The 19,113-nt window shown below is 38.2% G+C and carries 16 protein-coding genes; 4 read left to right on the top strand and 12 right to left on the bottom strand.

The genetic code is table 11. From position 1 onward, the window contains the following. The first annotated feature begins 15 nt into the window (after positions 1 to 15). Positions 16 to 2,511 carry a PAS domain S-box protein gene (locus tag ACN1CD_RS09805; RefSeq protein WP_419130213.1) on the top strand — a complete coding sequence of 832 codons (2,496 nt, stop codon included), beginning with the start codon at positions 16 to 18 and terminating at the stop codon, positions 2,509 to 2,511. 277 nt (positions 2,512 to 2,788) lie between these two features. After that, the gene (locus tag ACN1CD_RS09800) at positions 2,789 to 4,525 is read left to right on the top strand and encodes an FAD/NAD(P)-binding protein (RefSeq protein ID WP_419130212.1); all 1,737 of its coding nucleotides are present in this window, start codon (positions 2,789 to 2,791) and stop codon (positions 4,523 to 4,525) included. Positions 4,526 to 4,562: 37 nt separating this feature from the next. Here ACN1CD_RS09800 and ACN1CD_RS09795 read toward each other — a convergent pair whose 3' ends face one another. The 4 genes from ACN1CD_RS09795 to ACN1CD_RS09780 all read right to left on the bottom strand — a co-directional run bounded on the left by ACN1CD_RS09795 (position 4,563) and on the right by ACN1CD_RS09780 (position 7,493). Then, a complete protein-coding gene (locus ACN1CD_RS09795; RefSeq protein WP_419130211.1) occupies positions 4,563 to 5,150 on the bottom strand; it encodes a DUF4142 domain-containing protein in 588 nt (195 codons plus the stop codon). 83 nt (positions 5,151 to 5,233) lie between these two features. Next, positions 5,234 to 5,815, bottom strand: a complete 582-nt coding sequence (locus ACN1CD_RS09790) for a DUF1543 domain-containing protein (protein WP_419130210.1) — start codon at positions 5,813 to 5,815, stop codon at positions 5,234 to 5,236. A gap of 723 nt (positions 5,816 to 6,538) precedes the next feature. Then, positions 6,539 to 7,033: a hypothetical protein gene (locus ACN1CD_RS09785; protein WP_419130209.1), complete on the bottom strand. Its 495-nt coding sequence runs from the start codon at positions 7,031 to 7,033 to the stop codon at positions 6,539 to 6,541. Beyond that, positions 7,023 to 7,493 carry a hypothetical protein gene (locus tag ACN1CD_RS09780; protein ID WP_419130208.1) on the bottom strand — a complete coding sequence of 157 codons (471 nt, stop codon included), beginning with the start codon at positions 7,491 to 7,493 and terminating at the stop codon, positions 7,023 to 7,025. The genes ACN1CD_RS09785 and ACN1CD_RS09780 overlap by 11 nt, the downstream gene beginning before the upstream one ends. 110 nt (positions 7,494 to 7,603) lie before the next feature. Between ACN1CD_RS09780 and xth the strand changes: the two genes are divergently transcribed. Continuing rightward, positions 7,604 to 8,374 carry an exodeoxyribonuclease III gene (xth, locus tag ACN1CD_RS09775; RefSeq protein WP_419130207.1) on the top strand — a complete coding sequence of 257 codons (771 nt, stop codon included), beginning with the start codon at positions 7,604 to 7,606 and terminating at the stop codon, positions 8,372 to 8,374. 195 nt (positions 8,375 to 8,569) lie between these two features. On the opposite strand, the gene ACN1CD_RS09770 is transcribed toward xth, so the two are convergent. Next, a complete protein-coding gene (locus tag ACN1CD_RS09770; RefSeq protein WP_419130206.1) occupies positions 8,570 to 8,965 on the bottom strand; it encodes a hypothetical protein in 396 nt (131 codons plus the stop codon). Between the two features lie 443 nt (positions 8,966 to 9,408). Further along, positions 9,409 to 11,913, bottom strand: a complete 2,505-nt coding sequence (nirB, locus tag ACN1CD_RS09765; protein ID WP_419130205.1) for a nitrite reductase large subunit NirB — start codon at positions 11,911 to 11,913, stop codon at positions 9,409 to 9,411. Positions 11,914 to 12,176: 263 nt separating this feature from the next. Between nirB and cobA the strand changes: the two genes are divergently transcribed. Next, positions 12,177 to 12,935, top strand: coding sequence for a uroporphyrinogen-III C-methyltransferase (cobA, locus tag ACN1CD_RS09760; protein ID WP_419130204.1), 759 nt, complete (start codon positions 12,177 to 12,179; stop codon positions 12,933 to 12,935). A gap of 18 nt (positions 12,936 to 12,953) precedes the next feature. Here the strand turns inward: cobA and gpmA are convergent, their stop codons facing one another. The 6 genes from gpmA to ACN1CD_RS09730 all read right to left on the bottom strand — a co-directional run bounded on the left by gpmA (position 12,954) and on the right by ACN1CD_RS09730 (position 18,652). Beyond that, positions 12,954 to 13,643 (bottom strand): 2,3-diphosphoglycerate-dependent phosphoglycerate mutase, encoded by a 690-nt coding sequence (gpmA, locus tag ACN1CD_RS09755; RefSeq protein WP_419130203.1) that lies wholly within the window; start codon positions 13,641 to 13,643, stop codon positions 12,954 to 12,956. 129 nt (positions 13,644 to 13,772) lie between these two features. Continuing rightward, positions 13,773 to 14,039 carry a hypothetical protein gene (locus ACN1CD_RS09750; RefSeq protein WP_419130202.1) on the bottom strand — a complete coding sequence of 89 codons (267 nt, stop codon included), beginning with the start codon at positions 14,037 to 14,039 and terminating at the stop codon, positions 13,773 to 13,775. Beyond that, positions 14,039 to 15,175, bottom strand: coding sequence for a M42 family metallopeptidase (locus ACN1CD_RS09745; RefSeq protein WP_419130201.1), 1,137 nt, complete (start codon positions 15,173 to 15,175; stop codon positions 14,039 to 14,041). The genes ACN1CD_RS09750 and ACN1CD_RS09745 overlap by 1 nt, the downstream gene beginning before the upstream one ends. Before the next feature lie 131 nt (positions 15,176 to 15,306). Next, positions 15,307 to 15,717, bottom strand: a complete 411-nt coding sequence (locus tag ACN1CD_RS09740; protein WP_419130200.1) for a GNAT family N-acetyltransferase — start codon at positions 15,715 to 15,717, stop codon at positions 15,307 to 15,309. Continuing rightward, complete coding sequence (locus ACN1CD_RS09735; protein ID WP_419130199.1) at positions 15,717 to 16,880, bottom strand: MFS transporter; 1,164 nt, start codon at positions 16,878 to 16,880, stop codon at positions 15,717 to 15,719. The genes ACN1CD_RS09740 and ACN1CD_RS09735 overlap by 1 nt, the downstream gene beginning before the upstream one ends. 230 nt (positions 16,881 to 17,110) lie before the next feature. Continuing rightward, positions 17,111 to 18,652: an acyl-CoA carboxylase subunit beta gene (locus tag ACN1CD_RS09730; RefSeq protein ID WP_419130198.1), complete on the bottom strand. Its 1,542-nt coding sequence runs from the start codon at positions 18,650 to 18,652 to the stop codon at positions 17,111 to 17,113. Positions 18,653 to 19,113 lie beyond the last annotated feature (461 nt).

Genomic DNA, 19,113 nt, shown 5'->3' with positions numbered 1-19,113 from the left:
ACCCTAAAATGTAGCATGAGCCGTCCATCATATTTTTTAAGTAGCGAGGAATTACTGGAGGTTTTTAACCTCACCCATACTGCCACAGCAATACATGTAACTGAAGATGCTATTATTCAAGAGGCCAATGATGCCATGCTTACCATTTGGGGTAAGGATAGAAGCGTAGTTGGAAAGTCTTTACAGGATGCATTGCCAGAACTCAAGGGGCAGCCTTTTTTAGATATGTTTAAACGGGTGTGGAATGAAGGGCTTGTCATTTCGGGTAAGGATACTGCGGCACATCTCGAGATCAACGGAGAGATGCAAACCTTCTATTTTGATTTTGAATATCGTGCCGTAAAAAATGAATCGGGCAAGGTAATTTGTATTCTGCATACGGCAATTGATGTTACAGAAAGATTTCTAAAAAGGGAGGCGATGGAGCTTGTTGCAGAACGGCAAGCGGCATTGGACAGAGAGCAGGCTTTAAATGAAGAACTTGCCGCAACCATAGAAGAGCTTTCTGCAACTAATGAAGAGTTACAAAAGGCACAAAATCGCTTACATATCTTAAATACCGAATTGGAAGACCGCGTTGCTGAACGTGTTAAGGAACTTTCGGAAAGTGAAGAGCGTTTTAGAATAATGGCTGAAGGCACGGAAGTTTTTATTGCTGTTGGCGATGAAAGTGGAAATGCAATATATTTTAACAAACACTGGATGACGTTAACAGGAAGGTCAATGAATGAACTTCTTGATTTCGGTTGGGCAGATCTGATTCACCCGGAAGACCGTGATCGTTATATAGGTATTTACCTGGCTGCTTTGGAAACGAAGACAGCTTTTGCAGGCGAATTCAGAATATTAAGTAAGGAAGGTAATTACCGCTGGCTTTTAGCCAGTGGTCCGCCACGTTTCCATTCAGATGGAACCTTTGCTGGTTATATCAGCTCTTGTGTGGATATTACTGAGCGTAAATTGGTAGAACTCGAAAGGCAAAACTTAAGTGCTTTGGTTGATGCAAGTTCTGAATTTATCTCTCTGGCAAACCTGAATCAGGAAATGACTTACGCAAATCCCATTGCTTTGAAAAAACTTGGATGGGATTCTATCGTAAACAGAACCATATTAGATTGTGTATACCCTCAGGATAGGGATTTTGCAAAAAAAGCATTAAACAATTTAGTTGCTTACGGAAATTTCCGGCATGAAATCCGTTATTGGAATGAGAAAACGGAGAAGCCCTTTTGGATAGAGTGGAATGGTATTGCCATTAAAGATCCGATCTCGAATGAGTTTATTGCATTGGCTACGGTTGGGCCAGATGTTACGGAAAGGAAATCTCACCAGGAGGAGTTACAAAATATTAATGAGGAAATGGCTGCAGCGAATGAGGAACTTGCTGCAACAAATGAAGAACTTGCAACCACAAATGAAGAATTGGCTCAAACCCATGACGATCTGGTGCAGTACATCAGAAAATTATCAGAAAGCGAAGAAAAATTGATACAGGCCATCGAAACCGGGAAGATGGGTACCTGGAGCGTAAACCCTCAAACACTTAAAGTTACCATGTCTGGTTTCGTTCGTGAATTGTTGGGTTTAGAAATGGATGAAGCCGTTTCTGTAGCGCAAATTTTTAAATCGATTAATGAAGATTACCATCAATTGGTTGCCAAATCTTTAGATGATGCCTTAATACATCATATCCCGAGCGATACTGAATACCTGATTAACAATCTACAAACTGGCGAAGAAAAATGGGTGCGGGCTACGGGTAAAGTCTTTTTAGATGAAACGGGTAATGTAACAGAATATTCGGGAATGTTTATGGATATTACCGAACGCAAGCTGGATGAACTTCGTAAAAATGATTTTATCGGAATGGTGAGTCATGAGTTAAAAACGCCTTTAACAGCCATAAATGGTTTTGTGCAGGTGTTGCAACGAAAATCCAGGTTAGAGGCTGATGAATATTCTAGTAATGCGCTGGAAAAGACCCACATCCAGATCAGGAAAATGACGGCCATGATTAACGGCTTTTTAAACGTTTCCAGATTGGAATCTGGTAAGCTAATGATTGATAAAACATCTTTCCGGTTAGATGAACTGCTACAGGAAACGGTAGATGAAACTTTTATATCGCCTTCTACACATGAAATTATCCTTGCTCTATCTTGTGAGGTAGTGGTGCATGCAGATAGGGATAAAATTGGTAATGTAATTTCAAATTTGCTGAGTAATGCGCACAAGTATTCATCTAACGGAAGTAACATAGAAATTAATTGTAACGTCAACGGAAATGATGTGATTGTGAGTGTTAAAGATCAGGGAATCGGGATTTCAAATGATGATGCGAAAAAACTTTTTGATCGTTATTACCGCGTGCAAAGCAATCATACCATATCTGGTTTCGGAATTGGCTTATACTTGAGTGCTGAAATTATCCAACGCCATGATGGAAAAATTTGGGTAGAAAGTGATGGTGAACTTGGTTCGACCTTTTATTTCTCTTTACCGCTTAATTAGATACAAAAAAGGGATAGGCTAAAAGCCTATCCCTATATCTAAACCCAAACATGCGCTCAAACATGAATGAATCACACAGTAAACAACTATAAGTTGTATTGGTTTTAGGTTATTGCAAATTTTTATTCAGCGTGAATGATTAATCCAAAATCAAAAGAGTTTTTAACGTTGAGCAAAACAATTTCCTTTTTTTTCGATTGTTTAGACAAATGATTTATACGCGAATTGTGACAGGTATTTGTAGCAATTCTTTTATTTAAAGATCATTAATTATCAAATGACTAAAAGCGCTAACCAACAAAGAATAGCAATACTTGGCGGTGGCCCCAGTGGGCTTTTTATGTATAAACGATTGGTAGAATCAGAGATTAAGCATCTTGTGATTGATATTTTTGAGCGGAAGAATTCCCTTGGATCTGGAATGCCATATAGTGAAGAAGGCGCCAATAAAGAACACATCACCAATGTATCAGATAATGAGATTCCGGTTATCTTTAATTCTATTGAAGATTGGGTTAAAATTGCTCCTAAATCTATCTTAACCAAATTTGATATCAACGTTGATACTTTTAACGAGTATAAAGTTTTACCCAGGTTATTTTTTGGTGAGTACCTTTCTGCACAGTTCGATTTACTTAAAAAAGCTGCAGATGATAAAGGAATTGTAACCAATATTCACCTTAATACCCAGGTAACCAATATTATTGATGATGCTAAAAAAGAAGAAGTTAGCGTAGAACTTAATGGGAAAGAGGTGATCCTCTTTAATCGTGTAATCGTTTGTGTTGGCCATAACTGGCCAAAAAAATATGAGGGTAAAATCAAAAACTATTTCGATTCTCCCTATCCTCCACAAAAGCTGGCTAAAAAATTTAACCATCCTATTGCCTTAATGGGATCTTCGCTTACAGCCATAGATGCGATTAGAACGCTGGCCAGAAATAATGGTGTATTTCAAGAAGAAGAAGGTGGTAAATACAAATTTACACCTGATGATCAAAGTGATAAGTTTAAGATTGTAATGCATTCCAGAAATGGTTTGCTACCCGCCATTCGCTTTCATTTGGAAGATTCTCATCTGGGAAAAGATGCTACCTTAAGCAAGGCGCAAATTCAGAAAAATATTGAGGATAACGATGGTTTTATTTCTTTGGATTATGTATTTGAAAAGAATTTTAAAGATCAGTTTAAGAAGAAAGATCCTGCGTTTTATAAGAAAATAAAGGATATGGATCTGGAGCGCTTTGTTGATGCCATGATGTCTTACAGGGAAAATGTTCCGGCATTTGATCTATTTAAAAAAGAATATGAAGAAGCGGAAAAATCTATTGATCGCGAAGAATCTATTTATTGGAAAGAGGCCTTAGCTGTTTTGAGTTTTGCAATGAATTATCCCGCAAAGTATTTATGTGCAGAAGATATGCAGCGGTTACAAAAAGTGTTAATGCCGCTAATTTCCATTGTAATTGCATTTGTTCCACAAAGTTCTTGCAGGGATTTGATGGCACTACATGATGCTGGCGTGCTTGAAATCGTTTCTGTTGGCGAAGATAGCTCGGTAGATCCTGAGGAAAAAGGAGGTGTAAAATATACTTATACAGATGCGGATGGAAAGGAAATTTCCATTGTATATAAAACGTTTGTTAACTGCATTGGCCAGCCACATTTATCGTATGAAGATTTTCCGTTTAAAGGCTTAGTAGAAGGTGGAACCATTAGCCCGGCAACATTAAAATTTACGTCGGAAGCGGAAGGTAAAAAAGAAGCCAATAAAGAAAATAAACTGGTAGAAAAGAATAAGCTTGGCGAATATATCTTGCGTGTTCCGGGTATTAAAATTAACGATTCCTTTCAAGTTGTAGATGAATCTGGAAAAGCGAACGATAGAATTTCGATGATGGCTGTACCTTATATTGGTGGTTATAATCCGGATTATTCCGGAATAGATTTTAGTGAAATGGCTTCACTGGAAATACTAAAGTGCCTGCAGCACAAAAAAAATCCTGGAGCATAACTCCGGGATTTTTCATTGATAAAAGTAATTTGATCAATTATTTCATTGCATCGTTAATTTTGTTAATCATTACCAAATGGCTTTGCACAATAGGTGCAGTTTTGGTTGCAAAAGCTTTCAATTCTGTGTCTTTAGCATCTCTGGATTCATCTTCCATTAATTTCAAGGTAGATTTGTGTCCATCAACCATATCACTTACATACGCTTTATCGAATTCAGTCCCAGATTTTTTACTTAAATCATCTAACTTTTTCTGGTGATCAGCATCAACAGTTGTTGGAAGTGTAATGTTCTTGGTTTTTGCAATTTCCATTAATTCCATATTTGCATTGCCATGGTCTGTAACCATCATGGTTGCAAATTCCTTAACCTGTGCATTGCTGCTTTTCTGAAGGGCTAACTTGCTTAATTCTACTTCTGCCATTCCGCCTACTGCAGCTGTTGTTGCAAATTTTGCATCCGCTTCATCAACAGCAATACCGCCCGTTGCAGTTGCATTAGTGGTGGTGTCTTTTGCCAGGTTTAAACTGTCTGCACTTTCTTTAGCATCTTTATTTTCACCACTACATGCCTGAAATGCTAATGCCGAAGCAGAAATTGCCATTACATAAATTAACTTTTTCATATTATTGGTTTTTTGTTGTATGCTAATAACATGTTATAGAGAGAATGGTTTCGTTGCATTGCTGCTTAAACAAATGTGGAATATTATAATTTATTGAGTTTAAAATAGCCTAAATGAATTTCGTCTTCTGGTAAATTGCCGCCTGGCAAAATCTGGATATGGTATTTTTCCTTATACACCGGACTTAAGATTTCTTCCACACGATAAATATCATCGATATCGATACCATATTTTTCATCTATGTGGGCATTTGCGCCTTTTATAGAATTGGTTTTAAAAAAGACTGATTTCTTGGCATCCTGAATGGCGGAGGCACGATCATCCTTCACACTCAATACAATATAGTGCTGTTCGGCTAATTTACCAGATTGATAGCCGCCAAGGTTGGTGAAGAATAATTTATGAGGGGAAGCTTCACGTGTTGCTTCCCTTGGGAGAATTTTGATTTCATAACCTTCTACCTGGGTAACTTCTCTCCATCCATCAACATGAATACTTGCTCCGGCTTCCGGCCAGAAAGCTTTAATTTCTGGAACGAGTTCTTTCAAAGAAGTTGCTATTCCGAAGAAATAGTCGTGCTGTTCTACATTTCGCTGGGGTGCTTTCGATCCTAATAAAAGCAGGTATAATTTGGGTTGATTGGTATGATTTAAATCGTCGCTCATTCTTAATTTTTTTTATAACAACGCCTTAAAGCGGCTATGGTTTAAAAAAGTTAAAGAATTATAGGTGTGTTGGCCGTAATTATGGTTCTCCTTTTCTTTTAAAATACTTAGTATCGAACGACAGAACAGTTTTATATTGGATTGCTCTTGTTTAAATAATTATCCCGCAGATTTAAAGGATTTCCGCAGAAGCAAGTAGCAAAAATCTGCGAAATTGTTTTGATCTGTGGCTAAAGCCTTGTATCATGTTAAGTTATTTAACTATTGGTTAGTGCCTCGCTAACATAAATATATGCATCTATAACTTAGTCGTATAGTGATTAATATGATGCAGCTTATGTTGGTTGGTGTGACACCAACCAGTAGGGGGAATTGCTTTCGCCTAAATGATCATCCCGCAGATTTAGGAGATTTGCGCGGAAGGAAGGAGCAAAAAATCTGCGAAATCATTTTAATCTGCGGGCCAAAGCCTTGTATCATATTAAGTTATTTAACTATCGGTTAGTACCTCGCCAATATAAATATATGCATCTATAACTTAGTGGTATAGTGATTAATATGATGCAGCTTATGTTGGTTGGTGTGACACCAACCAGTAAGGGGGTTTTATATGGGATTGCTCTTGCTTAAATAATTATCCCGCAGATTTAAAGGATTTCCGCAGAAGTAAGTAGCAAAAATCTGCGAAATCGTTTTGATCTGTGGCCAAAGCATCAATAAGAATTAACGGATTGGGGCATTTTGTTTAATCTCGGTTTTAAGTTCCAGAATTTTTTCCTGCGCCTGTCTGTTTGCCAGATAGAAGTAGATAGCGAAGCCTAAAAATATTTTTGCCAAAATAAAAACGGCTGCGAAAACCCAACGCCATGCTTTATGAATGCGCATGTGGCTTGATTCTGATTCAACCTCGATGTATCGGTCTTTATTGGCATATTCGCGGTTTGTTGTATGTTCCTGTTCAGAAAATTTTTCTACTTTCTGCTCTCTTAGTTGAATTTCATTAACCTCATGTTCAATTTTTGCTAAAATTCCTGGCGGCGGCGGAATAGCCATGCCTTGTGCCAGAACTTCCATATCATATTCTAGTTTGGTAAGTTCCTGTTCGAATTCTGGAAATTGTTTTCTAAGTGTTAGTACTTGTTCAATTTCTTGTTCGGTGGCAATCCCCATAATATAGGTTTCCATGATGCCACTTTCCATAATTTCCTTAATTTCCACGTGACCTCCTCATTTTATCTATTGATGATTTCAGTTGAATGCGTATGCTGTTCTCTTCTTCGCCAAGTGATGCTGCTATACAAGAAATTGATCTGCCGTGATAATATACTGCTTTGAAGATGATGCTTTCCTGTGCAGTTAAAACATTGATATGATCTTCTGAACGATTGTTGTTTTGATCCAGGCTGGTCATTGATGTTGGCCTTTCGCTTAATTTTTGCTGTGCCAAAACTTCCTTCGCATGTTGCCTGAGGTGCATCCACGTACTCATATTGCTGTTAGAATTTAGTTTGGTTTCCAATACAAAAGAGGTTATTATTTTTATCAAATGCGCTTCGGAGTTTTTAGAATCCTGGATAGTGCCTTGGATAAAACCTAAAAGCATACCTGCATATTTATCGTAAAATTGCCGGATATCTCCAGAGGCTTCTTTTGGGATGTTCAAAGTAGCTTCAGACATTAATTAGCGGGAGTAGTTAAATAAAATTGCAAGATAAGGCCAAAATTTTGATTTACATTTACAAAACGAAATATTTTTATCACTAACTGCTTTAGTTACTTTAATTTATCATGAAAATTGCAACCTATAATGTTAACGGTGTTAATGGTCGTTTGCCTGTTTTATTACAATGGCTCGAAGAAACTAAACCTGATGTGGTTTGCCTTCAGGAGTTAAAAGCGCCACAAGAAAAATTTCCGGAACAAGCCATTTTAGATGCTGGTTATCATGCCGTTTGGCATGGACAAAAAAGCTGGAATGGTGTAGCTATTTTGTCTCGCGGTTACGAAATTAAAGAACTTAAACGAGGTTTGCCTGGCGATCCGGAAGATTTGCATAGCCGTTACATAGAAGCATTAGTTAACGATGTAGTGATTGGTTGCCTGTATCTTCCAAATGGTAACCCAACACCCGGACCAAAATTTGATTATAAAATGGCCTGGTTCGAAAGATTAACCGATCATGCGGCGAAACTGCTGGAATATAATTTGCCTGTGGTATTAGCGGGTGATTATAATGTAATGCCGACTGAAAAGGATGTTTATAAACCCGAACGTTGGGTAAACGATGCTTTGTTTAAGCCAGAGGTTAGGGAAGCTTTTAAAAAACTTGTAGATCAGGGCTGGACAGATGCCATTAGAAAACTTTATCCAACGGAAACTATTTATACCTTTTATGATTATTTTAGAAATGCTTACGGCCGTGATGCCGGTTTAAGGATCGATCACTTTTTATTAAGTCCGCAGCTTGAAGGAAGGTTATTAAAAGGTGGCGTGGATAAGCACGTGAGGGGTTGGGAGAAAACCAGTGATCACTGCCCGGTGTGGATTGAGGTTGAGTAAAATTGGAAAATGAATGAATTAGTGAATGATAGAATTAATGAATGTTAGAATTAGTAAATGAATGAATGGTTGAGTGATGGAATACAAGCTTATTTAGCTATTCAAACTTAAAAAATACCATGTCATACAGATGCTAATCATTCTATCATTCAAAACTTCGTCATTCAATCAATTACCGATCAATTATTCAGTTCTTTATAATTTATAGCCCAAGCCTACACCTACATTCCATTCGCCATTTTTGGCACTCGTTTTCGCATTATAATATAAAGGAAGCTGAAGTGCGATGTGATTAAAAACAGCTGTTAATCCTAAGCCCAAAGAAGGGGTGATTAAGCTATTTTTAGTTGCCCCTGGCGCTACTTTGTCTTCCTTAATTCTTAATGATGGGAGTAAGCCAGCACTTATCGAGAATGGCTTCTTTAAATATTTTATTGATGGGCCGATACAGTTGATGTACCCTCCATGATCGACATATCCGCCAACGATTGTTCCATCGAATAACGCAACTTTGGTTTGTGCCTTTGTTTCAAAGCAAAGTAAAGCCAGTGCGAGGCAAGCTAATAGTGCGATGTTACTTCTTCTTTTCATAATTTAGGTTTGGTTTTTTTATGGGAGTTTGGTTTTATTTATTTAATGTTCGTGGCAATCTTGTTTTTGGTTTTTCATTTGTTAAGCCACAATGAGGTTGCCACGAAACGGAGAAAAACCGTTTTTCGCAATGACGACCGTGTTAGTTGGGCGTGCTAGTTTCTCTGCTCTTTTTTTCTATCGGTTGGTGTCTTACCAACCGAAAACTTATGCCTTTAAACTCATTGTGTTAAAAATTGATAATCAAACTTAAACAACAATGAGGTTGCCACGAAACGGAGAAAAACCGTTTCTCGCAATGACGAGCGTGTTAGTTGGGCGTACCAGTTATTCTGCCCCATGACCGTCCTTGCGAGAACATTCTCCGATTTTTCATCGGTAATGTTAGTGGCAATCTCCTGTTTGATTTTCCGTTAGTTATGCCGCAATGACGAACACGTTAGTTAGACTGTTTTCCATTCCGGGGTCTTTTTCTGACCTCTCATATCTACAAATTCGATTGTTGGATCTTTTTCTTCGGGTGCATTTACGAAGTGTGAAAATCTTTTTCTAATTGCCGGATTCTCTACCGCTTCTTTCCACTCACATTTATAACTGGCAATGAGGCTTTCGATTTCATTTTCCCATTTCTCTGCCATTCCAAGGCTATCGTTGATGATTACATTTCGCAAGTATTCCATACCGCCATCCATTTTATTAAGCCAGGTTGCGGTTCTGGTAAGTGGATCACCTGTACGGATGTAAAACATCAGGAAACGATCGATATATTTAATGCAGGTGTCGCTGTCAATATCTGTGGCCAATAATTGTGCATGCTGCGGTTTGCTTCCGCCATTACCACATACATAAAGGTTCCAGCCTTTTTCTGTGGCAATGATGCCGAAATCTTTACTCTGGGCTTCTGCACATTCTCTGATGCAACCGCTCACTGCTGATTTAAATTTATGCGGCGCCCTGATTCCCCGATAACGCTCTTCAATTCTAATGGCGAAACTCACACTGTCATGCAATCCAAAACGGCACCAGGTACTTCCAACACAGCTTTTTACTGTTCTTAGCCCTTTCCCATAAGCATGGCCGCTTTCGAAACCCGCGGCTATTAATTCTTCCCATATTATCGGAAGATCATTTAAGTGTGCACCAAACAAATCGATTCGCTGTCCGCCGGTTATTTTAGTGTATAAGTTATATTTCTTGGCTACTTCTCCAATTACAATCAGTTTATCTGGTGTAATTTCTCCGCCAGGAATACGTGGTACCACAGAGTAGGAGCCACCTTTTTGAATGTTCGCCAGAAAGCGATCGTTACTATCCTGAGCGGTGTCATTTCCTTTTTTAAGGATCATTTCATTCCAGAGGCTGGCCAGGAGCGAAGAAACCAATGGTTTGCAAACTTCACAACCATCAGATTGACCCAGTTTATTCAGCACTTCATCATATGATTTTAATTCATGGATATGGATTAAATCGTAAAGCTCCTGTCTGCTATAGCTAAAATGTTCGCAAATTACATTTCGTACGTACTTTCCTTGCGTTTTTAAGGTGTGTAACATTAAATCTTTCACCATTGGCATACAGCCTCCGCATCCTGTTCCGGCTTTGGTACATTTTTTTACACTATCGATGGTTTCACAGCCCAGTTCTGCAACTGCATGGCATATATCTCCCTTTGTTACCCCTTCACAACTACAAATCAATGCTTCATCCGGTAGGGAAGTAATGCCTGCTGCTGTTTCACCGCCTCTGCTTCCCAGAATCAGTTCTTCCGGATTTTCTGGTAATGCAATTTTGTTTACACTGGTTTGCAGCAGCATATTGTACGCTGCTGCATCTCCAATTAAAATACCTCCTAAAAGGTACTGCCCGTCATTACTAATGTTAATTCTTTTATAAATGCCTTTATGTTTGTTTTCGAAAACGATGGTACGGCAGTCTGGCTCATTAATAAATGGATCACCAAAACTGGCTACATCAATGCCAATGAGCTTCAGTTTAGTGCTCATGTCAAAGCCTTTAAATGATTTATCTTCTGCGCAAAGATTAGTGGCTAAAACTTCTGCCATTTCGTATCCTGGTGCGATAAGACCATAAATCATTTCGGAATGCAAGGCACATTCGCCAATAGCGAAAATACAAGGGTCGTTGGTTTGCATTCGATCATCAACCAAAATCCCGCCTCTCGTGCCAACCTCAATTCCACAGAATCTGGCTAGTTCATCTCTTGGTTTTATTCCCGCAGAGATAACCAGCATATCTGCAGCTAGTTCTGAATCATCAGAGAATTTTAATCCGGTAATGCTTTTATCGCCTTCAATGCGGCTGGTGTTTTTATTCAGGTGAATTTGTAAGCCTAATTCTGTGAGCATAGATTTAAGCATCTCGCTGCCTGCCAAATCAATTTGTCTAGGCATGAGTCTGGGCGCAAATTCTACAATACTGGTTTCTGCAATTCCTAAATCTATTAATGCTTTAGCGGCTTCAAGGCCAAGTAAACCACCTCCAATTACAGTGGCTGTTTTGGCTTTTTTCGAATAATCTGAAATCAAATCAAGATCTTCAATGGTGCGGTAAACAAAAACGCCTTCTTTTTCAATGCCTTCTATATTGGGTACGAATGCGGCAGAGCCTGTTGCGAAAACCAAAAAATCGTAACTATAAATTTCACCGTTTGATGTTCTAACCGTTTTTAAATTGCGGTCTATGCCCACTATTGGATTATTTAAATAAAGATCGATATCTTGTTCCTGGTACCAGCTTTCGGTAGACATAGACAGGTCATCAGCTGTTTTGCCATTAAAATATTCGCTTAAGTGAACACGATCATAAGCTCTTCTCGGCTCTTCACCAAAAACAACTAATTTAAAGGCATCAGACTTGGATGTCAATTTTTCGCAAAATTTATACCCCACCATCCCATTTCCAATTACGATTATCTTTAGTTTGTTCATGATTTTTTGATTTTTGATGATTATTTGCCCTTGTTTTGTTTGTTTTTATCTTTTTTCAGGTTTATGTTGATTAATTATTGATAATATTTATCGATAACTAATGCCTTTAAAGATTTTTATATGATTTAAGATATTCAAATATAGCTTTATTGATCAATATTTTTATTAAAACATGATTTTTATCATATTTTATTTAAATTTTTAATATTATTTGATCATATTTACTATTAATTAGTTGAATCATTAAAATTATCCTTCAAAAAATGGAAGATTTTGGACTTTTTATAATGGGTGCCGGACCTGGAGACCCCGAGTTGATCACAATGAAAGCCTTTAATGTGCTAAAAAGGGCAGAAGTAATCCTATATGATAATTTAAGCAATGAAAAGTTGCTGGAAATTGCTCCAAAAAATTGTGTAATGGTATATGTAGGTAAAAAGCCTTATGCTAAATGCACTCCTCATGAGGATATAAATGATTTGATTGTAAAATATGCATTAGCATATAATGTAGTGGTCAGGTTAAAGGGTGGCGATCCGTTTATATTCGGCAGGGGTTTTGAAGAATTGCTTTTTGCAGAGAAGTATGGGATCAAATCTCATTATATTCCAGGGATCAGCAGTATGCAAGGTGCGGGTTTGGTAGATGTTCCTTTAACCCACCGTGGCATTAGCGAAAGTGTTTGGGCAATAACAGGTACGAAAAAAGATGGAAGTTTATCCAGAGATTTGAAATGCGCAATGAACAGCTCTGCTACTGTCGTTATCTATATGGGAATGAAAAAGCTTGCGGAAATATCTACAGCATATAAGCAGGCTGGTTTAGGTTCTACTCCCGTAGCCATTATACAGCATGCTAGCTTAACAAATCAAAAACAAGTTACGTGTGAGATTAAAGATCTTCAGGAAACTGCTATAAGAGAAGGCTTGGCGCATCCTGCGATTATCGTAATCGGCGATGTAGTTAGGGCAAGAAAAATCGTATCTGCTCAAAACTATTTTAAACAGGCTGTAGCCGTTTAAGCTTTAACATAAAATATTTTATTCCAGGTAATAGTGCCTGATTTTCTTTAAATCATCATCTAATTCATAAACCAGAGGAATTCCTGTTGGAATTTCTAATGCAGTAACTTCTTCATTTGATAAATTATCAAGGTATTTAATCAAAGCTCTTAAGCTATTTCCGTGTGCAGAGATGATTACTTTTTCATTTTTACTAATTGCCGGCACGATAGATTCATTCCAAAAAGGCAATACTCTTGCAATCGTATCCGCTAAATTCTCGCTCAATGGTAATTGCTCGGGAGTTAAATTCTGATAACGCAAATCATTTCCCGGATAGCGGTCATCATCTTTTGTTAATTGTGGTGGCTCCTCATTAGGGTCGCGGCGCCATTTGTACACTTGTTCTTCACCATATTTTTCGGCAGTTTCTGCTTTGTTTAAGCCTTGTAACGCACCATAGAAACGTTCGTTTAAATGCCAGGTTTTATATTCTGGAATCCAAAGATGATCAAGGTCTTCCAGAATGATGTGCAGGGTTTTGATTGCCCGTTTCAATAATGATGTAAAAGCGATATCAAAATTATAACCGTGTTTCTTAAGTATTGCAGCAGCTTTTTTAGCTTCAAGATATCCATTTTCAGAAAGGTCTACGTCTGTCCAGCCGGTGAAACGGTTTTCAAGGTTATAAATGCTTTGGCCGTGGCGAATTAATATAAGTTTTTTCATTTGCCTTTGATAACAGTTTAGGACGCTATTTGATTTTAAACGCTGTAGGCTGATTGTCAAATTCTATATCATCCAACATCCTAACAAAAGAACAGGGCTTGAAGAATTAAATTCAAGCCCTGTAAACTATTACTTTTCGATCTGTTTTTGCTGCTCAATGAGCGCCTTCTGATCCGTTAAGTCTTTGTAATAGAAATAAGCACCGAAGCCAGCAATCAGCAGGATATTGCTCAACTTAAAACTGTGGTCGAGCCAATAGTTTAAAGGTGGCGTGTTTCCGCTCAAACTTTGCTTTATACTTCCCCATGAATTAAGGGTAAAAATAACCGCGATCATTAACAAAACTTTTAAAAAGGTTCTGATGGCTATTTTCTGATGCGAAATTTTGGTTTCCATTATTTAAATTCTCTAAAATCCTGTCCGTTTTCAATGTTTAATAAACTCTGGTAAATCAGGCTGATTACATTGTCTACATCTTCTTTATGAACCATTTCTACAGTGGTGTGCATGTAACGTAATGGTAGAGAAATTAATGCTGATGGAACTCCTCCGTTTGAATAAGCAAAGGCATCAGTATCAGTTCCGGTAGAACGTGATGAAGCCTGGCGCTGGAAAGGAATTTCATTTTTCTCGGCTGTTCTGATTAATAATTTATTCAAATTGGTTTGTACCGCCGGAGCGTAAGAGACAACAGGTCCTTTTCCTGCTGATAAATCACCCTGGATGTTCTTATTAATCATTGGGGTAGTGGTATCATGCGTTACATCTGTGATGATGGCCACATTTGGTTTAATACGTTGTGCAATCATTTCCGCACCACGTAAGCCAATTTCTTCCTGTACAGAGTTAACAATATACAATCCGAAAGGTAGTTTTTTCTTATTTTCTTTTAATAAACGAGCCACCTCTGCAATCATAAAACCGCCTACACGGTTATCTAATGCACGCCCAACATAGTAACGATCGTTCAGGATCATAAACTCATCTTCGTAGGTAATAACACAACCCACGTGGATGCCTAATTTCTCTACTTCTTCTTTTGTTATACAGCCACAGTCTAAAAAGATGTTTTTCAACTCTGGTGCCTGTTCTTTTTCTCCATGACGAGTATGAATTGCAGGCCAGCCGAAAACAGCCTTAACTAAACCTTTTTCTGTATGAATATTTACCCTTTTGGATGGTGCAATCTGATGATCTGATCCACCATTGCGGATAACATAAATCAAACCATCGCTGGTGATATAATTCACATACCATGAAATTTCATCGGCATGTGCTTCGATCACTACTTTATATGGTGCCTTTGGATTGATTACTCCAACTGCTGTTCCATAATTGTCTACAAAATGCTCGTCTATATATGGTTTTAAATAATTTAACCAAAGTTTTTGTCCTTCCCATTCGTAACCAGTAGGGGCAGGGTTGTTAATATATTCTTCTAAAAACTGCAGTGATTTTTTAGTTACAACAGTTACGTGTTTTTTCTTGTCCTGCGCCTTAGGCAGGCTGGTATCTTCTTTTTTCTTTGCCATATTTATTTAAGATTTTAGATCTAAGATTTTGGTTTTGCAGATTACAAATCCTATCATCAATCAAATTATTCAGGACTTATAGCATGTTATTTGTATGTAGTTAAACCAATCGTAATTGGTAAATCTACCATCTAAAATTCCCGCTCCATTACCACAAAATCATACCCATCTTTAAAAAAGGTTTTTTCGGTTTCGTGGAAGCCAAATTTATAATAAAATTCTTTAGCATTTACCCTGGCGTTACACCAAAGCTTTGATGCTTTCTGAATTTTACAAAAATCTAAGATATACTGCATTAATTGTGTTCCTAAGCCTGATTTTTGTTGATTGGATTGAATAGCCAATTTCCTGAACTGGTAAACATCGCCATCATGAAACAGCGATACCACGCCAGTAAGTTTATGGTCGACGTATAATCCAAAATGGATGCCTTCAAAATCATCTGCCAACTTTACGCTATCAAAAGGCAATTCCGGATACATTACCTCGTGCCGGATTTTCCAGGTTAACGATGGGAAAATTTGTTCGATTTGGATGAGCATTATATTGTTATTTTCTTTCTGCCGTAAAACTGATAAATTAAAATATTAAGGAAGGTGATTCCAGCTATTCCATAGCAGAATAGGGCCCAGCCACCATGGCCCCAAAGCCATAAGCCGAATGCCGAGCCACAACTGGCGCCAATAAAGCTTACCGACATAAAGATGGTGTTCAATCGGTTTCTGGCTTCAGGGATGAGGGTGTATATCCGGGTTTGATTGGTTACGTGAATGGCTTGCTGACCAATATCAATCAATACTATACCGATAACAAAAAGGTATAAATGACTGCCTGTGAAATAGAATAATACAATGCTGATTAATTGAAGGATGAAGCCAATCATCAGGTTTTTGCGGGGGTTGTTGCCATCGCTTAGTTTACCCACAAGTGGTGCGGCTAAGGCACCTGCTGCGCCAGCAATTCCGAATAAACCAATCTGTAAGGTTTGAAAATTGAAGGGTGGATTAGCTAAAAACAATACCATGGTTGTCCAGAATGCGCTGATAATGGCAAAAGCCAGAAAATTAATAATGGATGTTTCGCGGAGAACGGGTTGTGTTTTAATGTAGCTAAACATCGAACTCATTAACTGTTTATATGAACCTTTAAATGCAGGAAAGCTTTGTGGAAAGCGTTTGGCCATTAATAGAATTAATAACAAACAGATGCCTGATGCCATGTAATAAACTGCTCTCCAGCCTAACCAAAAGCCAATACTTCCACTTACTGCCCTGGAAGCAAGGATCCCGACTAACAATCCGCTCATAATCATGCCGATGTTAGCACCGCGGTCTTTATCCGTACTTAAGTTAGCGGCAAGTGGCAAAATGAGTTGTGGAACAATGGAACAAATTCCAATTAATAAGGATGCAACCTCAAGCAGAAAAAATGTTGGTGAAACTGCCGCTAATAACAAAGCTATAATGGCTAAGCCAGTGATGATTAAAATTTGTTTTTTTCGCTCGAACATATCACCAAGCGGAACTAAAAGAAATAAACCTATTGCGTAGCCAATTTGGGTGATGTAGGTAATTCTTCCTGCATCGGTTTCGTTAATCTTGAAATCTTTTGCAATCAGGATGACCAGAGGCTGGCAGTAATAAATGTTGGCTACAATAAGGCCGGTGCAAAAGGCCATTAGCAGGATGTCGATACGTTTTAACATTTAAGATGTAAAATGGAGTTAATATGTAAAATGTGAATATGTAAAATGGATGATGGAGTTAATATGTAAAATGTATAATGTCAAAATGTATGATGGGGTTTATTCCATCTATCATCTTACCTCATCCATCTCTTATATGTAAAATCGATGATGGAGATAATATGTAAAATGTATAAATGGATGACGGGGATTTGTTCCCTCTACCATCTTCCCTCACCCATTTTCCATCCTTACAAGGGTATATTTCCGTGTTTTTTCCGGGGATGATTTACCACTTTATTTTCTAACATCTTAAATGCTTTTATCAACTTCATACGGGTTTGTGCAGGTTCAATTACCTCATCTACAAAGCCTCTTTCTGCTGCGCGATAGGGGTTTGCAAAAATATCTGAGTATAGTTTCTCTTTCTCCAGCCATTTTTCTTCTGGATTTTCTGCTGCAGTTATCTCTCGTTTAAATATAATTTCTGCGGCACCTTTTGCGCCCATTACGGCAATCTCCGCACTTGGCCAAGCATAATTCATATCGGCGCCAATGTGTTTGCTATTCATTACATCATACGCACCGCCATAGGCTTTTCTGGTAATTACGGTAATGCGGGGAACAGTTGCCTCACTAAAAGCGTAAAGCAGTTTGGCGCCATTGGTGATGATGCCGTTCCATTCCTGATCTGTTCCTGGCAGAAAACCTGGTACATCTTCGAAAACCAGTAATGGAATATTGAAGCAATCGCAAAAGCGGACAAACCTGGCGGCTTTTGTGGAGGAGTTGCTGTCTAATACTCCAGCTAAATAGGCGGGTTGATTCGCCACAATACCGATACTCCGGCCAGCCAACCTGGCAAAGCCAACCACGATATTTTCAGCAAAATCTTTATGAATCTCCAGAAAACTATTTTCGTCTGCTACAGTAGTGATGACTTCCCGGATATCGTAAGGCTGCAATGCATTAAGCGGTAAAAAAGTATTTAATGCCGCCCTGCTCTCATCTCCGGTTTCATAAGCTAAGGGGGTTGCAATTTCTTCACAGTTCTGAGGCATATAGCTCAATAACTTCTTCACCTGATTAATGGCCTCAATTTCATTGGCGCAGGCAAAATGGGTTACGCCAGATTTTGTAGCATGTGTAGTTGCACCTCCTAATTCTTCGGAGGTTACTTCTTCATGGGTAACTGTTTTTACTACGTTAGGGCCGGTAACAAACATATAAGAGGTGTTTTCTACCATCAAAATAAAATCTGTAATGGCAGGAGAATAAACGGCGCCGCCGGCACAGGGGCCCATTATGGCAGATAATTGTGGAATAACACCAGATGCCTGAACGTTTTTATAAAAAATATCGGCATAGCCACCAAGAGAAACTACTCCTTCCTGAATGCGGGCACCGCCGCTATCATTAAGTCCGATTAATGGTGCACCATTTTTCATTGCCATATCCATCAACTTGCATATTTTCTCGGCATGAGTTTCAGACAATGATCCACCGAAAACTGTAAAATCCTGAGAAAAAACATAAGTTAAACGACCGTTTATGGTTCCGTAGCCCGTTACCACGCCATCGCCTAAATACTGCTCGCGTTCCATTCCAAAATCGGTACTTCGGTGGGTAACCATCATGCCTATTTCCTCAAAACTTCCTTCATCCATCAAAAAATGAATGCGCTCACGTGCAGTTAGCTTACCTTTTTTATGCTGGCTATCAATACGGGCCTGACCACCACCTAAACTGGCCTGTTTAATTTTATCCTGAAGTAGTGCTATTTTTTTATCCATCGCAGAAGTAATGAGATTTTAAATTTAGAAATTACCATTGGTATTGCAAGGTTTAGGGCCGTCTAAAAATGATAATTTATCAACTTACGAAATTTCAAAAGGCTGTGCGCTGAAGAATTTCGCAAGTTTTGATGACAATACCATAAAACTTGCGAAGTATTTCCTCAACAGAGGCCAACAGAACTTCGCAAATTGATCTTCATTCACGAGATTTAGACAGTTTCTAAAAGAAATAAATTTTTAAACTAGCAGTAGATTTAGAGATGAAAATTAAAACGCCTGTAATTCAGTAGATTATTCAGGGATAGCGAGTTAATTTCCTTAAATTACATTTGTTTTACAACACAAAGTTTTGAAAAGTCAATTATCCTTCTATTTTTGCGATACAACATTAGAACAGGATTAGAAAATCAAATGTTTTTTAGAAAGTACAAATATATCATTGTCAGTGCGTTCATGTT

This window comes from Pedobacter sp. N23S346 (assembly GCF_048515415.1).
Lineage (GTDB): Bacteria > Bacteroidota > Bacteroidia > Sphingobacteriales > Sphingobacteriaceae > Pedobacter.
The sequence above is the reverse complement of the archived record's forward strand: the minus strand, read 5'-3'. Positions and strand labels throughout refer to the sequence as shown.